Source organism: Legionella sp. JM-2024, from assembly GCF_055389095.1.
This window is the reverse complement of the sequence record NZ_AP039388.1, coordinates 2225698-2247673: the sequence shown is the minus strand read 5'-3', so window position 1 is coordinate 2247673 and position 21976 is coordinate 2225698. Positions and strand designations below refer to the sequence as shown.

The following is a 21976-nucleotide window of genomic DNA, read 5'->3' as shown; positions in this document are numbered from 1 at the left end:
TTTAAAATTCAAATCACTATAACATGATTGACAGGAGTGACAAAAACCTCATGTTCATGTACGGACGTGTACACTTATGAGGTTCAAGTGGAATCATGATTGGGATGCTATTGAAAAGGATTGGTTCGTACTTCAAATTCTTGAGAGTTGTAGTTTCCCTGCATTTTATCTGCTATCGCTTGGCTAGCTTTATCTAATGAGTCGTAAATAACCCCTTGAATAATTTCTTTGATGGGTGTTGATTTACGTTTTTCCAGTTCAGTCATTTGCATCGTAAGTTTAGCGATTTCTCTTTCTCCAAATACAGTATGAATAGGAGTATCCTTTCTTATTTTGAATAAGCGCTGAATTTCGTAATCAATGTCACTTAATTCTTCTATGTAGGCGTCATGCATCGCTTTTTCCATGCAAGTGATTATTGATTGTGTTGATTCAGAATAATGAGCTACAAGAGCAATAAAAATTTTGGATAGAGACTCAATTTCCTCATAATAGGCGGTGTGATTCCCTAATTTCAGAAGATTCATCGCATTGATACTATAGCCAGGCAATAAAGCAAAACACTCTTCTCTAGAAATAAGCGGGATTTTTCCAGTAGATCTCTTAGACATAGTGAACTTCCTTTTTCATCTGGTTACACTATAAGTATAGCATGATGATGGGTATTTTTTACTCATTCTTGGAGAGGTCTGTGATGCCAAGACCAGTAGGATATGAGCATTACACTTTGTATTTGATGTAATAGTTTTTGGTTAATTGACACATAGCTACTGCTCCTGAAACGGCGAGCATGATCGGGATAAGAAAGACAAAATTGATCCTGGTGAATTCAAAAATGAGGATAATAGCAGTGAAAGGCATTTTTTGTGCTGCAGCAAGAAAGGCAGTCGCGCCAATAACGGCGAAAGCATGTATAGGGGCTGCTGGTAAATATAAATTCCAAATCCCTCCAAGAATGGCCCCTAGTAAAGCACCATTAGCAAGAGAAGGAGTGAGCAAACCTCCTTGAGCGCCTACTCGTAAGCTCGACCAGACAAATATATTCCTTAGCAGAAATAATATAACGCTTAATCCAATAGTCACCGACTGATCAAATTCCATTTCTGCCGGGCTCTTGCCATTACCTAGCAAGGAAGGAAAATAGACAGAGAAAAGGCCAATGATTAGGAAGTTCACAAAACATGAAAAGATCATTTGCCAGTTATGAGTCGCTTTGCTACGTTGCACAGTAGCAATTTGAATAAACCAAAAAGCAAAAAATCCCAGAACAGGGCTGGCAAGGATAGACCAAATTATTAAAGAAGCGTTCAATGTGAACTCTGGTAATTGGTAGATGGATTCATTTCCCAAGCCCCACCAGGACACCAGAACCGCTATGGCAGAGGAAGTTAATGCCGGAAGCAAGATAGTCCAATTGAAAGTACAAAGTAACACTTCCAAAACAAATACTGCACCTCCCAATGGGACATTATAAACTGCGGCTAGCCCGGCTCCAGCTCCACAGGCCAACATGATTTTGCTTTCTTCAGGACTCAATCCTGCCTTGGCGGATAGCCAGGAAGCATAAACTGAACTTACCTCGCGAGGGGCCACTTCTCGACCAAGAGGTGAGCCTAAAGCAATGGTTATAATCTGCAAAAAGGCATGGATGAATGTACTGAAGATTGGCATGGGCTTCCCTGATTTTATTGCCAAAGCAATGCTGACCAGGGGTTTACCAAAGCGATAGAGTGTCCACCAACCCATGCCTGCAATTAAACCGCATAAAAAGAGGATGGTTATTCTTCTTTCAGGGGAGGAAGATCGGACTCCTTCCAAAAAGGTTTCATTGCTTATGATATGGAGAGGACTGTAGCCATAAGCAATATGTTGAAGGTAATGGAGTAACAAGGCAAGGCACATACCTAAAAAGCCTGAACCGACTCCTATTAAAATAGTAACCAGAGCCAGAGTCGCTTTGGAGCTTTGGAAAAGTTGGTTCTCGGATGTGGTTAACTCCATCCCCTGGATTCCTTAGTTAAAGTAATTATCGCTACTTTGTTTTGCAAAAATAAGAGTTTTATTATTTATTTACGTAGATTTTTTTGCAAGTGGGGATGAGTATTCATAGCAAAACCGTTAACCAGGTATCTAAACAAGCAAATTACTATTATTTTGTCATTTTGAATATTTATGTGAATATGTCTATACTTAACTGAGCATAAATGGCACCAACTGATTTCACATTGCATGGAGTGAGTGAAATTGTTTGTGTTTTTTCTTTAGGAGACGATTATGGAAACAAAGGAAGATCAGAAAATTAAAAAATCAGAAAATCAAACCGTTATTTTTTCATCTGAAACAGATGCCAGGAAAGCTTGTGTAAGACTGGATAAAGAAGGGGCACCCAATAAATCTGATAAGGAGGTATGGCTTTTACGGGAAAGCTCTGTGCCCGGACTTTTGACGATTACCTATTTCAATAATGAAAGGAATAAATATGCTCATCAACGGCTTGGATATGTGGGAGGGGAGTGGAAATTCGGCCCTAAAGATTATCATGAGGCGCTAGAGTTTTCAAAACGTGCGGAGTCTGCATTTAGCAAGTCCCTTCCTCCCAATAGTTATGAGAGTTTGGTTAAGGTATTAACCGAACATGGTTGTGATGTAAGTAAGCAAATTATTCCCAAACCGGATGAAGCCACTCAGCACTCTCAATACACAGGCTACACGGAAGATGCGTTTGTGGAGTCATCTTCTGTAAATAGATATACTCATTTTGATTAGATATATTAATTTTTAATTCGAAATAGTCAATGTATCTTTGTAACACAATTTAAAAAAGGATGCATTGACTGTTTGTGTGCTTGACAACATATTGCCTAAAAAGTTAACATTAAATATTAATTTTAATTCCTTGTTTTTTCTATGAATAGAAGCCGACAATTAACAAACAGAAGATCTTGCTCACAAAATAGCAACAGGCTATCTGTTGGATTGTCGCTTATTGTTTTAAATCCTTTCATCTCAAATGTCGTTGTCGTTGTCGTGGTGGTGGTCAGCTTTACCCTTTCTTCCGCTCTGAGACGGCTCCTCTCCTGACTTATCTGCCCCGCCTCAGGGCGATAACATCAGCAGATAAGACCTAGTGGCTATTGATGTTTCATCTCTAGCGTGAAGCAAACAAGTTAGGAGTTATTGTGAACCCATTTTCATTCAGGCACCCGTTGCTTGCTAAAGCTTATCTCTGGATCATTTGGTCCATAGCGGCGTGTTTTTTCTTTTATAAATATTTAATTCAGGTATCCCCTAGTGTCATGACCACTGATTTGATGAAGGCATTTCAGATTAATGCAGCAGGACTTGGGAATTTATCAGCTTTTTATTTCTATTCGTATTTATTCATGCAGATTCCTGTTGGTGTGATGTTAGACCGGTATAGTCCAAGATTGTTAACAACTCTCGCTATTTTTGTTTGCAGCATCAGTACTTTTATTTTTTCTCAAACCAATACGTTATGGCTTGCTTGTCTCAGTAGAGCATTAATGGGGGCAGGGGCTGCTTTTGCTGCTGTATCTTGTTTTAAATTGGCTGCAGTATGGTTCCCACCAAAACGATTTGCTTTAGTGTCTGGTATGTTTATGACCGCTGCCATGCTTGGTGCAGTCGGTGGTCAGATGCCTTTGGCATTTTTGGTTCAGCATGAAGGTTGGCGAAAGGCACTGGAACTGGTCAGTGTACTGGGTATTATACTAGGTATTGTGTATTTCCTGGTTTTAAGAGATAAACCTATACAAAAGCTGCATGTATCAAATAGTAATGAGACCATTATTCAATTGTTAAGCCGTATTGTTTCCAATAAACAGGCTTGGGCTTTGTCCTTATATAGCGGACTAGCTTTTGCACCTGTTTCAGTTTTTGGGGGATTATGGGGAGTGCCTTTCCTGGAAAAGGCTTATCACTTGTCTCGTACTGATGCGGCACTTGCTATTTCTTTTATTTTTGTTGGTTTTGCAGCAGGAGCGCCATTTTGGGGGTGGTTTTCTGATTTTATAAGACGCAGAAAGCCAGTTTTGTTTGTAGGAACGTTCTCCGCTTTATTGAGTTTATTAGTGGTTATTTATAGCCCGAGTCAATATTTAAGTACCTTAATGATTCTTTTATTTCTCTTTGGTTTTAGTGCAAGCGGCTTTTTTACCAGTTTTGCAATGATCAGAGAATTATTTCCTATAGTGCTTGTAGCTACGGTTCTAGGTATCATGAATATGTTTAATTCAGTTTTCGAGGCATTATTTGAACCCTTGGTTGGCGCTTTGCTTGATTGGACGTGGGATGGGGCTGTGGTGGATGGAATTCATCAATTTAGCTTGCAAGGGTATTATTTATCTCTTTTATTGCTACCCATTTCTATGATTTTGGCGTTAGTGACTTTATTGCTGATTGATGAAACGCATTGTCGTATCAAAGAAGAAGAAAAGCAATGATTAGTTGATATAGGGATGTTTTAGTGGGGATTATCAATAGACTTCTTTTCAAACTCTACTGCGGGTTTTGAAAGAAGTCTATTCCAATATTCCGAGTGACTGAATATCTCCATCCAGAACTAATGTAATTGACGATTTTCAATCTCGTCTATAAAAAGAATCAATTTTTCACTAATTGGTATCTCACTGTTTTGTAATGCTTCAAGCAAATGTTTTTTAGCTTGCAGGGGATTTTTGTGATTAAAATACATCGCTTGAGCCAGCTCAGTGAGAAAGCAGTCTGAATTCAGCTGCTTTGCTTTGTTAATTAATTGTTCTGCTTGTAAATAATCTTCAGATAAGGCGTGAACTAGTGCCAGACCACCCCAGGCATCAGAAAATTCCTCAGTAAGATGACAGGCTTTTTGATAGGTTTCATAGGCCTCTGCAATGTGATTATTGAGTAGCTGGCACCACGCTAAAACAATAAGACAGTCATAAAATTCAGGATAAATTTCTATGGCTTTTTTTAAAACTTGCTCTGCAGATCCCAGATCACCCTGACTAAGGTAAGTATTGCCTAGTGCAAACCAGAGCCGGCTGTCTTCTGGATTAATTTGTAATAATTCTTGAATCTCCTCAATGTTGGTTTCCTGGGTCATCAAACGAATGAGGATATTGACTAATTTAGCATCGTAATTGTGCGGATTTAATTGTAGAGCGAGTAAACTGAATTCATTTGCTTTGTCTTCCATATTGTGATCAAAATACAGGAGAGAAAGAAGACCCAAAGCTTCTGTATCCTCTGAATCATGACTTAAAACTTGTTCTACTTTGCTTATAGCCTCTTCGTAGGCATTTTGTCTTTGCAGGATTCTTGCCATTAATAATTGCGCTTCTGGATGATGCTCATTTTCCGTTAGAGGAATCAATACCTCCCAAGCTTTATCGAAATCATAAGTGATGAAATGAGTAAATCCTAAATTATAGCGTAAGGCAGGGCTATCATCATATTGTAATGCCTCAAGGAAATGGTCTTTGGCTTGAGTGAATTGTCCTTGATTCAGATAAAGTAGACCTTGTTGCCCCAGGCAAGCAATCCGATCGATAGCACTGGCCTTGCTTAGATAGGCTTGAGCGGATTCCAGATTTTCCATTTCCAGATAAAGATTGCTGATTTGGACCAACAAATGCAAATTATTTTTGTTTTGTTCCAAGTCAGAAAGATGACGGTCTAATTTATTCTGTAATATTGGGTTGCTCATTGATGAATCCTTGTATTTTTAAATGTTAAAGCTGCTGGTAGGCTTTGTCTAAAAAAGGCATTCCACTATTTAGTGCAAGTTATTTTATGAGGCAGGAATCCAAACGCACCTCTTACATTTTGATTAAAAATAACAGTACAACTTTTTGTTTTTTCAGGTAATTGTTGTGTGAGTTCAATTCCTGTTTGATTGTAATGACATACGATGTAAATGGTATCGTGAGTGGAAAATTTCCATTCGGCTTTCTTTTTATTAATAAGCAGGGGCTTTAAACTAGCTTGTGCTTTGGGGTGCCCAGAATAGAAGGAAACACTACCCAGATAATTGTTTTGAATTCCCTTTAGAGTTTCCCATCCTTTGGGGGATGTTTGTATATGCTCAAGGGTGTTGATTTCTTTAGGGCATTGAGGGATATAGGTGCCAGCTTGTAAAAAAGCAGAAAATCCCATTAACACCAGGCAGATCATTCTATTCCAATAGCACATAGAAGATTCCTTTTTATTTTAAATGAGTATGATACCATTAAAATAATGAAAACAGTTATCTGGTTGCTTTCACATTAATCCTCGTAAACAAAGTAAACTCAGGATCACTTTTTAATAACTCAAAGATTCTGTATAAATTCAAAGGCAATAAAACACAATGTAAAATAAATATAGGGTGTAAATGATAACCTAACCCATATGTAATAAATGCGATGTTACTACAAATTGCGATGAGTCTTAGTGTCAGAATTTTTTTGACATAGAATGTAGCAAAAACTAAAGAAGAAGCGACATAGCCAACTAAATCAATCATTGATTCCATTTTAAACTCCACTTCCAAATCCCTTCAACTCAACATAACACTGTCTGGAGGAAATTCGCAAGTTTTTTAATCAATTCTTAAGGTTTTATTAAGCACTGATAGGTATGATTCATGCCCTGGAGTAAAATATATCGCCATTTTGTGGTTTTTCTAGTACTCTTTCACTGGGGAAAAGAAAGTTTGACGTTTGGCATTATACTCAGATTTGAATGATTGCCATGTTAAAAAAGCGCCCCCTTATTTGCTGTTTGCAAGCTATTACTCCAATCAAATCAGGAAATGTGACTGACATCAAATGCGATGCCAGTCATAGTTATTTTACTTTTTCCCGGAGAAAACGTGAGTCAGATGCCCGATAATGGTTTTAATGGCATTCCGACAGGCAGGAGCTTCAGCAATATCGTTTAGCATCAAGAAATCATGAATTGTGCTTAAATGACGAACTGCAGTGACAGTCACCCCAGCTGCATTAAGTTTGTGAGCATAAGCTTCGCCTTCATCGCGCAAAACATCACATTCACCGGTAATTACAAGCGCAGGCGGCAATCCTTTAAGTTGTTCGGAGGAAGCCTGAAGAGGACATGCTGTAATTTCTTTTCTTTTTTCCTTATTCGGTAAATATTTGTCCCAGAACCATTCCATCGCTTTCTTGGTTAGCCAAGGCCCTTCTGCAAATTCTTTATAGGATGCATTATCAAAATTGGCGTCGGTTACCGGATAAATGAGTACCTGATAATCGATTTTGGGGCCGCCTCGTTCTTTCGCCAGAAGAGTCATCACACTAGTCATGTTACCACCAACACTGTCACCAGCAGCGGCAAAACGTGACGTATCCAGATTAAATTGTTTGCCATGTTCTGCAATGTATTTCATGGCAGCGTAAGATTCTTCGATTTGTACAGGATATTGAGCTTCTGGGGCTAAAGTGTATTCCACAAATACTACAGCTGCATGAGCGCCAACAGCAATTTCTCGTACAAGACGACCATGGGTTTGATAACCGCCGAAAACCCAGCCAGCACCGTGAAAGAACATTACAACAGGTAATGCTTCTTTTGCTCCTTTAGGGCGAACAATGCGAATTGCAATCTTTCCGGAAGGACCAACTGGAAGAGTCTTATCCTCAATATCAACTTCGGGCTTTTCAGAAGGCAAGGCTTGTAATTGATTAAATATGGTTCTTCCTTCCTGAACTGGAATATCATAAATTGGTTTGCCGCCCGCATTTTGTATTTTTTCAACAAAAGCCCAGGTTTTTGGTTCGATTCTTTTACTTAAGTCCATTTCAATTTTCCTTATTGATTAAATAGTTATAGTTATTTAGGTATAGTATATTTAAGCTAAAAATCAAGAAAAATTCGCTTAAATTATTTGTGTAATACACGGTTGAAAATGTTCATTAAAAGTCCTGTTTCTGATGTTATTTTAACAGGAAAATTTGCAAATGCGTTGGTTTCATCAAGAACATAATGATAAGTTACCAGGAAAGAAGATGTTATCCATATGAAATTTATGGCAATTGATGATCAAGTTGTGCTTTATGGTTCGTCTAATCTTGTTTTGTTTTTTATTGATTTTATGGTGTTATTAGACAAGTGATATTAACTGTAAAATTAATATGAGTTCGACATAAAAAATAACCCAAATTTTATCCTGAACTCATATTAATTTATCTGCAATGATTTAAGTTTTTGGAGACATAGCCACTCCAAAGCTTACATTCCCCAATTAGAGTTACCGAAAACCAATCGTCTGTAATTGTATTAGTTCTTTTGCAAAGCCTGTTGCTGTACCTGTTTAATCTGATCTTGTAGTGTGGTTTGTACTTGTTTTATTTGATCTTGAGTTTGTGAATTAACTGCCTGAATTTGTTGTTGTAATTCAGATTGAACTTGTTTAATTTGATTTTGTAATTGAGTGTTTAATGCATCAAGCTGTTGTTGTTGTTTTGTTTGCAAATCATGTAATTGAGTTTGAATCTGTGCATTTAATTGCTGAATTTGTTCAGCTGGGGTACCCGTTAATTGAGCAGGTGTTGTATCAGCATAGGCTGAGATAGATAAATTTGCCAGGATTATGGATGGAAGTGCATAAAGAACCATTTTTTTCATTTTCATCTCCGTTATTAATAGAATTCCTATTCTCTAATTTACTGTGTTTTATTTGGAATGCAACTATAACTCCAGTACAAAATACTCAAATTGGATATAAGAAAATAATTGTGTCTTCTTATATAAGACTTCTATTAACTATAGCAAAATGAGTTAAAATGCCTCCTATAGAAGTCATTTTTTTGAAACAAGTTACGTAGAGAAGTCATGGTATATTGATTAAATTATGACATAATGGAGTAGAACTCATGCATAAACCGCTCTTTTTATGCAACAAGTCCAATGTGTTATTTATTGTTTTATAATGGATGGAAAATAATTATGGCCAAGGAATTATGCATGCGTTGCTATATTTCAGGGAGGGTACAGGGAGTATGGTTTCGTGCTTCTGCTAAAGCACAAGCCGAACAACTAATGATTGACGGCTGGGCCAGAAATTTACCAGATGGTCGGGTTGAGGTATTGGCTTGTGGAACAGAAGAGAAGTTAGAAGAGTTTTATGCCTGGTTGAAACATGGACCTCAACATGCGAGAGTCGATGGATATACCAGAGAGGATCTACCATGGGAAAATTACATAGGCTTTGAGGTGTTGTAAGACAATCTTATTGCGTTTGACTCTAAGTAAAATCCTATGGTTATGCAAAAGGTTTCATATTCCAATTACCGATAAAAAATACTACAACAAAGACGGTAATTAAAATTACAAAAAGTCGCATCAATAAATACTTTTGTGCTGCCTTCACTCCACAATTTGCCATGATTCGAAAATGTATGGTTTTATGCTGTGATAACTTTCTGATTTTTCTTACAAATTTTTGAGAAAGTCGCCCATTTTTTTTAAAGCGAAATAGATTGGAACTGGCAAAAAAATCGGCTCCATAATCATAAAGCAATTGTTCTCCAGGGAATATATCAGTTTTTGCCATGACAAGAATGAATTCTATTCCATTAATAGAGCGCGAGTGGGTAATACAATTGTCATTTAGTAATTGTTTTGAGTCGTGAGACTCTTCCTTTTTTGCAGAAGGCGCATGATTAATAAATCGAGTGATATTACCTGAAAATTTTGCATTCATGTGCAAATTCAGACTGTCGTCTTTAGGGATGAAAGTATATTGCAAATCTGTTGGTAATCTTGTGGCTTTAATTCCTGTATATAACGAAATGATTTCACCTCTTCTTATGGTGGTTTTACTATATAATCCAAAGCCGATTACAGGATTTATATAACGTAATTCGAAACGGCTTAAATCGGCAGGTTGCTTTAAAAGCTCTATTATTTCTTCATCACGACGAAACAATAAATCACCATTTACAGACACTGGAAGTTCTTTAATAGTAAATTCATCATCAATAAGGATCATTTCGGAGTAATGAAATTTTGTCTTTATTATTAGTCCAGAAAGTTTGTTCAGCTGATCGATAGTAATCGTTTCTGTAGCATTTTTATCGGGATGTATCGAAAAAGAAATAGAGTCATTTTTTTGACCAAAACTAAATTCATCAGAAGGATTTATCTTAAATAGGCAAGCAGAGGGATTATCTACATGTATGAGGACTGTATATACATAAATTGCGGCATAAAATAATTCATCCAATGTGCTGTATTCATAATGAAAAAAATAGTCTTTTACAGGGGTGAAGGGTTCATTCAGTAGGGGATGAATAAAATCAGACTTAGTCAATAATTCTTTCAACTCTATTGTATTCTCGCTATCAGAAAAGAAGCATTGTCCAGATAAAATATTAATCGTAATCGTTTGATTTAAGAAATTAGGATTTTGATTAGCAAGAATAATTTGCATCAACTGTCACCTGTTTTAAACTTATATTTTCCTTTAGTAAATTAAAATTTTGCAAGCATGATGCCTGATTAATAAAATTTGGCAATTCTTCAATACGATCGATGCAACTATATACATCGATCGTTCCTGATAATTGAACTATTCAATAGTCAATACGCTGCAGTTTGCATCCTGATTTCTTCCGGCTGCACATTTGCAGTAGAATCTTCGATATTAGCCATAATACCAAATTGACTAAGTGCTTTTGCATTACTATGTTGAGGTGCGGGTAAATGAGAAACTTTGATTTGTTCCAGACGTTTTATGACATGCTCCTGGCGTTCTAATAGTTCCTGGTAACGTTTGTTACTAAAATTTAATTCTTCCTTGACCAAGCATAACTCGTGTTCTGCATCACATATTCGTTTAGCAACCTTATTGAAACTTTCTTCCTTATTGGCAAAAAAATCATTTAATTTATTTTGAAATGACTCCCTATGATTTTGATCTTTAATCGCAGTTTGTGAGAGTTTCTCCACTGTTTTTTTTAAGACTTGGGCAATAGATTCAGTTCTTTCAATTTCTACTCCCATTTCTTGCTTTACCTGATTCAATTCAGAAATTTTCTCAGATAATTCCAGTTCATTTTTTTCAATTTCTTCCTTGATTTTTTGAAGTTCTGCTTTGTTTATCAGTAATAATTCTTCTTGTATTTTTACTTTCACATCAAGCGTGTCCGCAGTATTTTCCAACTTCTCTTTAGTTTTTCGTAAAGACTGCTCGGTTTTCTGTAATTGTTCAGCTTGTGTCGTTAATTGCTCAATTTGTTCGCTAAGCTCTGTTGTATTGAGATTTAATCTTTCATTTTCTTGATGAAAATACTCGATTTCTTCAGCGATTTGCTTACGGAGAGGTTCAAAGGACTCGATGACTGATCCCAAACTATCTGCCAATCCAAGCATATTTTCTTTCAAGCGCTCGGTAATATGCTCTTCCTTTTGAACATGATTTTCAAGAACTAGTGCGCTGGCGACATAAGCAACCAAAGTTAGAACACTGATTACAATGAGTGTAGTGACATGAATTGCAATTCCCAAAACCAATGTGGGAACGACTAATACCACACCTGCAATAATTTTTAGCCATAGGGGCATGTTCTCCCAATACACGGCAGCTCGGCTGAAAAGACTACGGTTTTTTACTAAAGAATCAATAATTGATGAGATGTGTTTTTTGATTTGATCAAAATTTTCCTGAGTGGCTTCTAATTCTTTCAGATTTTTTATCAATTTTTTTTTGTTTTCTGCAGGGGGGGAGTTGTCTGTGGCTGTACTCTCTTCCATTAGATCGACGGCTAGATTAGTTACTGGAGTATCTGTCATGATTCATATCCCTATATTTCCGTGTTGACTACATTAACCAGGAAGAACTTACTAATCACTTCTTTCTGGTTCAATCCGATTTGTTCCCTGGACAGGTTAAACATTCATGATTCTAGCGAATAATTTTAAGTCAGTCATTATTTTTTTAGAGCGGCATCAGGTATCCTGCTATTAATTTTATTGAACTCATTGATTAAGCTAGGACGCTGAGTGATTTGTTTTAGCGGGATACTCCATCAATCGATTTGTCAAGGCGATGGCTAAGGCTGAAACAATTAAAGTTAAATGAATAACAACTTGCCACATGATAGAATAATTACTGAGTTTTGCAGGATCTATAAAAGTTCTTAACAGATGAATGGAAGAGATACCTATTAGCGAAAGAGCTAATTTGATTTTCATGGCACCGGCATCAAAATGATCAAGCCATTCCGGTTGATCGGGATGAGAGTCTAATTGCAGATGAGATACAAAAGTTTCATATCCACCCATAACTACCATGATAAGCAGGTTAGCAATCATGACGACATCAATTAGGTCTAATACACCAAGCATAATATGAGTATCATCCATACCTTTAAGATGGAAGATCAATTCAAATAACTCAATAATAAAGCGATATACATAGCCAGCGAGAATTAAAATCAATCCAAAATATAAAGGGAGTTGGAGCCATCTTCCCATAAAAATAATATTACTGATGCCAAGCTTGATACGATTCATTTGAGATTCTTTTCAAATTAATAATATAGAATCTGGCAATAATAAGCCTTATGGAGGGTTTTGTTAATACTTTTTATTCATATTAGATATAATATGGGCATTTAAGTGTTGGTTTTAAAATGATGACGGTTACTATGCCAAAATTAAATCTCATTTGAAAATAGAGCTCATACTAATAATTTCTTTCATCCTTGACTCATCTTGAGAAAAATTCATGGAACCTATTTGCTGGCTGCATGATTGTTGGGTAAACTAATTTGTTGATTATAAATATGAATATTGTTTTTGATTATTAAGGATAATTGATGAAATATTTACATACCATGGTTAGAGTTTCTAATTTGGAACAATCCCTGGATTTTTATTGCAATAAGTTGGGGTTGGTAGAAGTAAAACGAACTGAAAATGAGAAAGGTCGCTTTACATTAGTATTTTTGGCTGCCCCTGAAGATATGAACCAGGTCAAAAATTCCTATGGTCCAATGATTGAATTAACTTATAACTGGGATCCTGAGAATTACACAGAAAGCAGAAACTTCGGACATCTGGCTTATCATGTAGATAATATCTACGAAACCTGCCAATGCTTGCAAGAAGCTGGCGTAGTGATCAATAGACCACCTCGGGATGGTCATATGGCTTTTATACGGTCACCAGATAATATCTCTATAGAACTATTGCAAAAGGGTGCGCCTTTGCCTAAGGAGGAACCTTGGGCATCAGCACCTAATATTGGTCATTGGTAATTCAAGGCGGTCATCGGGAATTATTTAAGTTGCATAAATAACGGGTGGATATTTATAGAGAACGTTTAGGAAAATAATGAGTTGATTTTGTATTGTAGTTGCTCAGATGAAAGTTAGGTCTTGTTAAAACAATAAATAAGACTCAAAATGGCCACAACTTATAAATATCAATGCTGATTGAATTAATGCAAATTTTAAAATCACTGTCTGATGGTATTGGAACAGCAGGAGGTGTTGCCTGGACTACTTTTGGTCTGGCGTTTGGTGCCCTTGGGTTGAACATGGGTACTTCAACCCTGGCTATTGTCTTGGGTTCTATCTCTACTGGTTTGTTCTTATTAATTGGCTTACCTGTTACTTATTGGTCCTATACTAATTTCCTTAAAGAAAATCATGAGTTACAACATGCCATTGAGGAACAAGAAAAACAGATTGTTGATTGTGTTATTGAATATCTATTGGCAATCAAAAAAGAATGCTCTATTAAAAACCCTCAAAACTATTGTGGAGACTATGATAAGTCTGTGTTAATTGAAAGTATGAGACACCGATTATTAAAAAATATCTCAAAGCAGACTCTCCCATCTTCAGCGACATCAATTCTTCATCAATTACTTGATGACGTTCACAGCGATTGTTTTTTACGAAAAATAATTGAAATCAACACTGTTGATAAATCAGAGTTAAAGAAAAAAATAATAAGTGCGTATCGTAAAAGTAATTTTTTTCGGTTCGAGGAACTTTCAGTATTTGCCAAACTGAAAACCGGGTTTATCGCATTTTGTGCTGCGTTTGGTTCTCTTGCTGGTTGCTCTACTGGTTCATTAGGTTTATTGACCGCGTTAGGGATTTTTCCTGGTTTCGCAGCGGTTCCTATTATTGGATGGGCGATTCTGGGTATTGCAGGTCTTTTTGGTTTAGTAGTAGCTGGCATAAGTATCAACAATTCAATTCAAAGAAATACAGAAAAGCAGTTACTGGTTCAAAATGAAGCTGTCCACCATGATTTAAAAAATTTGGTTATATTGAAAAATCTGACAATTTCCACAGAATTAAAAGCTCAAAAAAAATATCAAATTAGAGTAAAACAGGATTTAATGGACAAGCCTATGGTTAATACAGCATTGAAGCGTTCTCATTCCTGCGATGGTGATCTTTATAGACACCATCTGTTATGGAGTAATTCACAAAAGTCTTTACAGGCTTCCAAGAGAAGTTTTGAAAATTCTTGTCCTCCTGCTTTACGTCAGTAATAAAGAATTTATTGAGTTCATTAACTGGCATTAATTAATTTCATGAATACAAGATATACACCATTTGTCCAGCCAAAACCGACCACATTAGTATTGTAACTATATTGAATTTTGTTTTCAGTATGGATACTCATGGTTTGTATATCGTATTTCTCGAAGAGAGTATGGGTCTCCTGAAATCCTTTATGAATTGTATTGACGAAACGGTTGGCAATATCCAAAGCTAATGATTGATAGCCATATCGATTTAGTCCAAGTACGGCAAAATATTGCAAAGGAGCCCAGCCGAAAGGGGCATCCCATTGAAACCCTTTTTGGTAGCAACTGGTTAATAGTCCGCCTTTAGCTAATAAAACAGGCAGATTGTTGACAAGGGCCTGTGCTTGATCTTTGGATGCAATACCTGCCCACAGTGGGTAGAATGTGGTAGCATAAATGTATGGTCTTAATTGTTTTGTTTTAAAATTATAATCAAAATAATAACCAGCTTTATTATCCCAAAGATAGTGGTTTATGAGTTTTGCACGGGAGTGTGCTTTTTGGTCCCAAACAGAAGAGTTTCCTTGATCCCCAAGAATATTATAAATTTTGCCGAGATCTTTCTCCATTTGATAGATTAATACATTCAAATCGACAGGAGCATAGTCCAGGATACCAGCGCTGAAAGGACCAAACTTGGCAGTAATATCAAAACCTGACTCCCGAACAGTCCGATCAGCGCTATAAAATAGTTCTGTTAATTGATTAGACTCTTCATTGTAAAATAAGGACTTATCATAATCATCAATATTATGTGTTTTGAAATAATCTAAAACTTTCTGATAATAGATGGCTGACTCTTCAGGTGGTACTCCTTTGCCACCAGCATAATAACGAGATAAACCCAGATCTGGTATTAAATGAGGTGGTGTTGTCCAGAAACTATGTAGTTTCTTGATCGCAGGTAATGTGGATTTAAGCCATTTTTTATCTTGTACTTTCTCATAATAAGCAAAAATCATTGCAGTGAGCAAAGGAGGTTGAGAACGTTGAAGGTAATAGGTTCTATTCGCGTTTAAGATGGTTCCGTAATGATTAATTTCATAGATAAGATTATCAATCATATTTCGAGCCATTGTTAGATGATTATGCTCCAGTAGTCCTAATTCAATAAAATAACTGTCCCAACCATACATTTCATTAAATCGCCCTCCAGGTACGATATAAGGGTAGGGTAAATACAGCAAACCATGTTGTTCTATTGCTGAAATATCTCCTGGAAGGTGTTTAAAAGAGACTTGCTCTTTTTTCCATTCTGGCCAATTTCTAGTTACTTTATTTTTTATCTCAGTGAGATTTTCTTCTTGTGACAAATAAATAATTGAATTGGTGTCAGGTAGTTTTTCATCGGTATTAGCTAATAGAAGGTTGGTATTGTCCCGAGTCAGTACACTCCAGGTCTGCTCTATGTAGCGATTAACTTCTTGCATGTTCGATTGTGGTTTTGGTTGAGGCTTGGTAAAACCAAGCTTAGAGTAGACGAGGAAAATAATAAAGATAAAAATATTCTGCATCCGTACCTCTTGTTATTTTTTACACCAGAGATTGTTTATCTTACTTAGTTTGGATAACTTCTCGAGCAGGCTTATATTGTTGGACTCTTTAAAGCCCAATATTTATTACAACCTTTGTTGTTGAATTGGTCAAACGTTTTTTTTGCTTAAAGAGTCAACTTGGCTTGGATCGAGTTCTGATCCTTCACTGCTCGTTCCCTTTGACGCAAAGAAACCTGCTCCGGTTAATCCAGTACCTAAGGCGACTGCTCCAGTTATAATCAAAGCCAGACCCACAGGAGGGGCTATTACGGTAATAATACTAGCCAGAGCCAGGGCACCGACAATCAGAGCAGCTGCTCCAACTGCAGCTAAAAATCCACAGCCCATTGTCAAGACATTGTAGGCACTAATATTGCTACTCTCTGTTTTGTGAGTTGGTTCTGGTTGGCTAATGAATTTCTTTGGAATCATTTCATCTGTTTCATGAATATCCGGATTTTTTTCGGAGTCTTGATGTTCTGGTACAGTTTTCTGAGTTGATTCTGGTTGGCTAATGAATTTTTTTGGAATCATTTCGTCTGTTTCATGAATATCGGGATTTTTTTCAGAGTCTTGAGGTTCTGGTACAGTTAAAATCACTTGCTCTTCTATTTCCTTATTTTTTTTAACTCTAAAACCTGCAATGGATGGGAGCTTATCTCCATAACCCAACTGTGAATTAATATAGTCACCAACATGGCCGTGCGTTGCATATTGCACTACCAAATCCTCATGAAGATCTGCTCCACCACCCGAAGTTTTAGCAATGCGATAAAATATCCGTTTTTCTTGGTCTAAGGTAATTAATTGTTCTTTAAACAGGTCATCACTGTGATTATGTAATTGCGAACGAGGTATATTTTCATGGACAATAATATTTCCTTTAGATAGCACTTCTACTCCATAAAGATGAAATAAACCATGACCCCTGTCAAGAAATCTCAGATAATACCCTGTTTCAAGAGTTGAGAGGTCAACCAAGTCATCGATAACATGAATAGAATGAGCATATGGGGTATTTTCTGTTCTGAGTTGTATAGTAAGGGCTGCAGTACCCAAGATAAGATTATCACTATGATCCTGAAGGTATTCCTGCAAGGTTTTTATTGCTGGCATTGACTTATCCTTTAATCATAAAGATATACATTAAGTATAATTTAATTTCATTAAGATTTTATTATGCCATAGAGGAGCAGACTTTGCATTTAAATTGAAAAACCACTTGACAGTATTAAGGCGGCTAATTAAACTGCTCACCTTATTTTGGGGTTATAGCTCAGCTGGGAGAGCGCTTGCATGGCATGCAAGAGGTCGGCGGTTCGATCCCGCCTAGCTCCACCATCAACATCATTGTATGTTGATGGTAAAAAAGTAATACTAGGTCCCCATCGTCTAGAGGCCTAGGACATCGCCCTTTCACGGCGGTAACGGGGGTTCGAATCCCCCTGGGGACGCCATTATTTGGTGTTTAAATAGTATAGTTGTACTTGATGTAGTAAAAAGATCCAGGTCCCCATCGTCTAGAGGCCTAGGACATCGCCCTTTCACGGCGGTAACGGGGGTTCGAATCCCCCTGGGGACGCCATTATATACCAATTTAATTTCTTAAAAATATCTGAGGTATTTCTCAACCTCCCCAGATAAACTTCACGCCTATACCCATCTATTCAAGCTAAATATGTAGAAATTGGAAAAGAATGACAGCCCCAGTGTTGGTAAATATGAATATAGGGTAATAATTTTTCGAGGAGCGGAGTTTACATAGAGTAAATGAGCACCGCAGAAACCTTTACAACACAGCAATAAAGTAAAAGAGGCAGGTTATGCAAGAGGTCTATTGAGTTATTGTTACCAATAACCACTTTCCTGTGGCTTATTGATTTGAATAGATTCAGGCCTTTACTTTTTAGGACCAATATTTTGAAGGGATTGTTCCAGTTTTTCTGTATATTCTTTACCGGTACTGTTAGTAAAAAATAAGGGTGAAGATTTTTCTTTATAGCTGCTATAAGCAACCAAAGCTATAATTCCCGGGATAATTCCACTACAAATTACCCCAATTGCAATGAGGCAAGTTTTTGCATAACGCTTCCAGTCGGGATCACGATGTTCACCTAATTTCTTATTGTTCTTATTCAGTTCTTCCGTAAATTTGGTGATGCGTGTACTAGGCAATGGGAAATCATTTTTATTGCTTAAAATGGCCTCCATTGATTTAGTCAGCTCATATTTTGTAGCAATTTTTTCATACATTGCTTTATCTGACGAAGCTCCTGTATAGGGGGGCAGGTTTTGATAATTCTTTTCAGTAACTGAAGGGTTAATCTTTCTCGCTTCTTCAATTAAATGGTTAAGATAATCACGAGTTAATGGTATTAACTGTGTTTCAATAAGATTCGCACTACTAATTTCTTTAGGAGAAAGTAATTGTTGAATTAATTTCTCTTGGTCTTTGTGGCTAATCGGATGCTCATCATTTTTCTTTACAGTTTCTAATTCAATGATTTTACGAGCCTGTTCTTCATTTTTAAGTTTTAAATCAATGATTTGCTTATTTTGCTCTATTATTTCCTTTGATAGTTCCTCTATAGTACCTTTTTGTTCCAACACTCCCTGTTTTAAATTTTTAATTTCCAGTTTTAATTCTTCTTTTTTCTTTTTTAACTGCTGGATTTCACTGCTTTGTTCTTGTTTAGCCTTATATAATTCTTTGTTTAATTGATTGAGTTCATTTTCTTTAGATTTTAATTGTATAATCGTTAACTCTTGTTGTTCTGTTTTTCCTGTTAACTCTTTGATTTTTTCGGATTGTTTCTCTTGAATCAGGGTTAATTGATTAATAATTTGTTCTTGTTCTTGAATTTGTTCTTTCAATTGATCTATGGTGTTAGATTGTGAGAGTTTGACTTTGTTTAATTCAATAATCTCTTCCGTCAGTTGTGTCTTGTTTTTCTCTAATTCCTGAATTCTTTGCACTTGATCTTTATTGGTTAATTTTAATTCTTCATTCAAGTGGAGTAATAGATCTCCTTTTTTACTTAATTGTTCTATGATTTTAACTTGCTCTTTCCCAAGAAGTTTCAATTCGGCAATTGTTTTTAAGTGTTGTTCATTTTCTTCGGTTAACACTTGGATATGTTTTTCTTGTTTTTGAGATTGTTCCTTCAATTGCTCCAGGGTGTTCGATTGTAAATGCACAACTCCCTTTAATTTTTCAATCTCTTCAATCAAACGTAGTCTAGACGACTCTATTTTCAGAATTTTTTGCGCTTGATCTTCTTTAGTTAATTCAAGTTCTTCATTTAAGTGGAGTAATTGGGACTCTTTTTCTTTTAATTGCTCTTTGGTTTTTTCGTTTTCTTCTGTAACTTGCTCTATCAAGCTAATTATTTTTAAAGATTCTTTTTCAAGTTTTTCTATTTGTAAACTTAACTTGAGTTCTAATGGATTTTTCGCTCCCAAGCCGATAGCAAGTCCTTCAACTTGGTTGTATAGTTTTTCATTTTTCTTGAAAAGGGGTTTAATGTCTTGTTCCAGATCTAAACCTTCCTTTACTATGTATCGAGCAATCATATGAACTATATGATCTCGTTGCGATTCTAATTGACACTCCCATTCCCTGTAATTTAATTTACTACTAAGCTCTTTGAAATCAGGAAGGGCTTTCTTAAACTTATCTAAATCATTATATGCTTTAATGAATTCAGCCATTAAATTCTCTACGTTATAATTGGGGCTCTCATCTATCGCTTCATCCATAAGCAAGCAAGCCCACTGTTGAGTGTTTTCAGCTAATTCACTAGTCACTTCTATTTCTTGCAAAGATTTGAGTTCTTGCTCTAAAAACAATCTAATTTCTTCCACACTTGAATTAGATAAATCTTTAGAACTCTCCAGGAATTTTTGTAAGTTCAGATCCAATAAGTACTCCGATCCGTCCTTACCTTGGCTTTCTTTATTTAAGTTATCTTTTATTTCTTGAATTTTTTGTTGTAAGGAAGTGAAAAAAACCTTGTCTTTCAATCTGGTTGCAATGGATAAGTATTGTTCATTTAAAGTATCCCGTTTTGTTTCCAGAGTCGTTTCTAACTGGGATGTAACAGTGGACAAAATTGTTTTGGCTAATTCATTATCAGGATTTTCCTGGGTATATTCTTTAAAGGTTGAAAAAGTTCTAAATACGGCATTATATAATGCTTCTCTTTCAAGAGAGTCAGTTAATTCACCCTGTAAATAAGGTCTTTTTACTTCTTCGATTAGCATTCCTAAGCCTTCTAGAAACAGTTCAAAGCCTTCTTTAGTGTCAAGGGTCGGTGCAATTTTATCTAAAATAATTGAAGCCAATGGATCAATTTCTTTATTTTTTTCTTTTAAATCTCTTAGTTCGTGAGTATGCTTGCATATTTTGACGAGTTTATCTACTGCCGTGTTAATTGTTTCACTAAGTGGCATTTCATCATTCAATCCCAGTTCATGATTCAAATGAATACGCGCATGCTCATAGTTTAAAAAATGTCCTCCAGGTACAGGAGGAACGATTGTTTCCAGATAAGTATCATTATGAGATTGATAATGAACGATACGTTGATCTATGACATTCCACAGTCTCCTTATTATTGCTTGTTCCTGACCAAGAACTGCATAGGAGGTTTGATTAAAATGTCGATAAGCTTCTCTATTCTCGATAATTTTGTTAAATAATTCATAATACAAGGATTCAAATTTTTCTTTAGTAATTTTATTGTCATCAAAAATTTGAGACATAAGATTTTCAAAGGGATCTTCTTCAGGTTTCTTGGGCGCAATAGCTACTCCATTACGCATTAGAAAGTCCATTAATTTTACTACTACTAATTCCTGAACATGCTCAGTTGATTTTTTAGTGGGATTTTGGCCTCTTTGCTGATCCAATAGGTTTCCTGAACCCGTTCCATGATGACCTGGTAAACTATGGATTTTAAATTTGGTTTCGGAAGATGCGCATTTGGGTACTATGGGTTTAAAGCATCGGGTTCTCTCGTTTTCATAGGTGTATTGTTCATACTCTTGAACTATCTTTGGTACTGTGTAAAAGCGGGGATCTCTCCATGCCAGAGATGATGCGTGAGTAATACCCATATAATTACCGCCAGGAACTGGATCAATATTAAACATTGATATTTTTACTTTACCAATATGTTTAGAAATATTTTTCAAATCTAATGAGTCATACGCTTCCTTATGAGGGCCATTCATGGCAGTTTTTGTGTATTTACAAACACTGTTGGTCAGTTCGGAACGATCAACTTCACCTTGCTCAAAAAGTTTTTGTATTCGTTCCAGTTCATGTGCCACTAATATCGCCTCGACCGCACCTCGGCTATGAGCAACAATACTGATATCCGTTTCACCACGGCTAATTGCCTCTAATATCGCTTCAACTCCTCGAGCAATTCTATCGCCCACTTCTGAACCAAGGGTCGTTGGGCCATTAACAACTGCTACTTTTGAATTTCTGTATCTGGTTGTTTCATCTGTTGGAAATGATTTATCATCTAGTGTTTCACCGGAAACAATAGTGGATACATAGCTTAAAGTTTCTGCTCTATCGTAAGCATTATCGACAAACCCGGGAGAAAATTCTGTATCGGTACCTAACAGGGTCAATGTGTATGGCATAGGTCGTCTCTAAGCGTTATTAATATCCTATTAGTATAATAAATAATCATTATGAGCGTATTAAATGAGCATAAAAATTTTTGAACTTGAATTGGCGACTATTAATCTTTTTTAACCACGCTATGATTTTGGTTGAATCAGTAGTAGATACAAGTAATTTTGAGAAGATGGCTTTGAGTTGATTTAAGAATAACAAATCTCTCCAAGAGACATTGTTTATTTTTCAGAG

At 36.2% G+C, this 21976-nt stretch carries 19 protein-coding genes and 3 tRNA genes; 9 read left to right on the top strand and 13 right to left on the bottom strand.

The window, feature by feature from the left end; genetic code table 11:
- Window positions 1-107: 107 nt before the first annotated feature.
- Entirely contained in the window at window positions 108-611 is a 504-nt protein-coding gene (locus ACZ5EK_RS09940; RefSeq protein ID WP_464429344.1) for a hypothetical protein, read from the bottom strand.
- A 109-nt stretch (window positions 612-720) separates the two neighbouring features.
- Window positions 721-2001 carry a chloride channel protein gene (locus ACZ5EK_RS09935; RefSeq protein ID WP_464429343.1) on the bottom strand — a complete coding sequence of 427 codons (1281 nt, stop codon included), beginning with the start codon at window positions 1999-2001 and terminating at the stop codon, window positions 721-723.
- Window positions 2002-2274: 273 nt separating this feature from the next.
- Here ACZ5EK_RS09935 and ACZ5EK_RS09930 point away from each other — a divergent pair, with 273 nt between their 5' ends.
- Window positions 2275-2766 (top strand): hypothetical protein, encoded by a 492-nt coding sequence (locus tag ACZ5EK_RS09930; protein ID WP_464429342.1) that lies wholly within the window; start codon window positions 2275-2277, stop codon window positions 2764-2766.
- A 413-nt stretch (window positions 2767-3179) separates the two neighbouring features.
- The gene (locus ACZ5EK_RS09925) at window positions 3180-4463 is read left to right on the top strand and encodes an MFS transporter (protein WP_464429341.1); all 1284 of its coding nucleotides are present in this window, start codon (window positions 3180-3182) and stop codon (window positions 4461-4463) included.
- 119 nt (window positions 4464-4582) lie between these two features.
- Here the strand turns inward: ACZ5EK_RS09925 and ACZ5EK_RS09920 are convergent, their stop codons facing one another.
- The 4 genes from ACZ5EK_RS09920 to ACZ5EK_RS09905 form a co-directional block, all read right to left on the bottom strand.
- A complete protein-coding gene (locus ACZ5EK_RS09920; protein WP_464429340.1) occupies window positions 4583-5707 on the bottom strand; it encodes a tetratricopeptide repeat protein in 1125 nt (374 codons plus the stop codon).
- Between the two features lie 65 nt (window positions 5708-5772).
- A complete protein-coding gene (locus ACZ5EK_RS09915) occupies window positions 5773-6192 on the bottom strand; it encodes an STY0301 family protein (RefSeq protein ID WP_464429339.1) in 420 nt (139 codons plus the stop codon).
- 55 nt (window positions 6193-6247) lie between these two features.
- On the bottom strand, window positions 6248-6514 hold the full coding sequence (locus ACZ5EK_RS09910) for a hypothetical protein (RefSeq protein WP_464424173.1): 267 nt from the start codon (window positions 6512-6514) through the stop codon (window positions 6248-6250).
- A 318-nt stretch (window positions 6515-6832) separates the two neighbouring features.
- Window positions 6833-7798, bottom strand: coding sequence for an alpha/beta hydrolase (locus ACZ5EK_RS09905; RefSeq protein ID WP_464429338.1), 966 nt, complete (start codon window positions 7796-7798; stop codon window positions 6833-6835).
- Window positions 7799-8011: 213 nt separating this feature from the next.
- On the opposite strand from ACZ5EK_RS09905, the gene ACZ5EK_RS09900 reads away from it, so the two are divergent.
- Window positions 8012-8113 (top strand): hypothetical protein, encoded by a 102-nt coding sequence (locus ACZ5EK_RS09900; protein WP_464432484.1) that lies wholly within the window; start codon window positions 8012-8014, stop codon window positions 8111-8113.
- Between the two features lie 164 nt (window positions 8114-8277).
- Here ACZ5EK_RS09900 and ACZ5EK_RS09895 read toward each other — a convergent pair whose 3' ends face one another.
- The gene (locus ACZ5EK_RS09895) at window positions 8278-8625 is read right to left on the bottom strand and encodes a hypothetical protein (protein ID WP_464424170.1); all 348 of its coding nucleotides are present in this window, start codon (window positions 8623-8625) and stop codon (window positions 8278-8280) included.
- A gap of 321 nt (window positions 8626-8946) precedes the next feature.
- Between ACZ5EK_RS09895 and ACZ5EK_RS09890 the strand changes: the two genes are divergently transcribed.
- Window positions 8947-9222 (top strand): acylphosphatase, encoded by a 276-nt coding sequence (locus ACZ5EK_RS09890; RefSeq protein WP_464429337.1) that lies wholly within the window; start codon window positions 8947-8949, stop codon window positions 9220-9222.
- Between the two features lie 40 nt (window positions 9223-9262).
- Here the strand turns inward: ACZ5EK_RS09890 and ACZ5EK_RS09885 are convergent, their stop codons facing one another.
- The 3 genes from ACZ5EK_RS09885 to ACZ5EK_RS09875 form a co-directional block, all read right to left on the bottom strand.
- Complete coding sequence (locus ACZ5EK_RS09885) at window positions 9263-10432, bottom strand: SET domain-containing protein-lysine N-methyltransferase (RefSeq protein WP_464429336.1); 1170 nt, start codon at window positions 10430-10432, stop codon at window positions 9263-9265.
- 149 nt (window positions 10433-10581) lie between these two features.
- Complete coding sequence (locus tag ACZ5EK_RS09880; protein WP_464429335.1) at window positions 10582-11793, bottom strand: LegC2/C7 family Dot/Icm T4SS effector; 1212 nt, start codon at window positions 11791-11793, stop codon at window positions 10582-10584.
- Between the two features lie 198 nt (window positions 11794-11991).
- Window positions 11992-12516 (bottom strand): TIGR00645 family protein, encoded by a 525-nt coding sequence (locus ACZ5EK_RS09875; RefSeq protein WP_464424166.1) that lies wholly within the window; start codon window positions 12514-12516, stop codon window positions 11992-11994.
- Between the two features lie 305 nt (window positions 12517-12821).
- Here ACZ5EK_RS09875 and ACZ5EK_RS09870 point away from each other — a divergent pair, with 305 nt between their 5' ends.
- A complete protein-coding gene (locus ACZ5EK_RS09870; protein WP_464429334.1) occupies window positions 12822-13262 on the top strand; it encodes a VOC family protein in 441 nt (146 codons plus the stop codon).
- Between the two features lie 185 nt (window positions 13263-13447).
- Entirely contained in the window at window positions 13448-14515 is a 1068-nt protein-coding gene (locus tag ACZ5EK_RS09865) for a hypothetical protein (RefSeq protein ID WP_464429333.1), read from the top strand.
- Between the two features lie 20 nt (window positions 14516-14535).
- Here ACZ5EK_RS09865 and ACZ5EK_RS09860 read toward each other — a convergent pair whose 3' ends face one another.
- Both ACZ5EK_RS09860 and ACZ5EK_RS09855 read right to left on the bottom strand, forming a co-directional pair.
- Window positions 14536-16068, bottom strand: coding sequence for a trehalase family glycosidase (locus ACZ5EK_RS09860; RefSeq protein WP_464429332.1), 1533 nt, complete (start codon window positions 16066-16068; stop codon window positions 14536-14538).
- 129 nt (window positions 16069-16197) lie between these two features.
- The gene (locus ACZ5EK_RS09855; RefSeq protein ID WP_464429331.1) at window positions 16198-17205 is read right to left on the bottom strand and encodes a hypothetical protein; all 1008 of its coding nucleotides are present in this window, start codon (window positions 17203-17205) and stop codon (window positions 16198-16200) included.
- A 149-nt stretch (window positions 17206-17354) separates the two neighbouring features.
- Here ACZ5EK_RS09855 and ACZ5EK_RS09850 point away from each other — a divergent pair.
- From ACZ5EK_RS09850 to ACZ5EK_RS09840, 3 genes are all read left to right on the top strand, one after another.
- Window positions 17355-17430, top strand: a tRNA-Ala gene (locus tag ACZ5EK_RS09850).
- 40 nt (window positions 17431-17470) lie between these two features.
- Window positions 17471-17546 (top strand) — tRNA-Glu (locus ACZ5EK_RS09845).
- A 52-nt stretch (window positions 17547-17598) separates the two neighbouring features.
- Window positions 17599-17674 (top strand) — tRNA-Glu (locus ACZ5EK_RS09840).
- 314 nt (window positions 17675-17988) lie between these two features.
- Here the strand turns inward: ACZ5EK_RS09840 and ACZ5EK_RS09835 are convergent.
- Window positions 17989-21747, bottom strand: a complete 3759-nt coding sequence (locus ACZ5EK_RS09835) for a hypothetical protein (RefSeq protein WP_464429330.1) — start codon at window positions 21745-21747, stop codon at window positions 17989-17991.
- Between the last annotated feature and the right edge of the window lie 229 nt (window positions 21748-21976).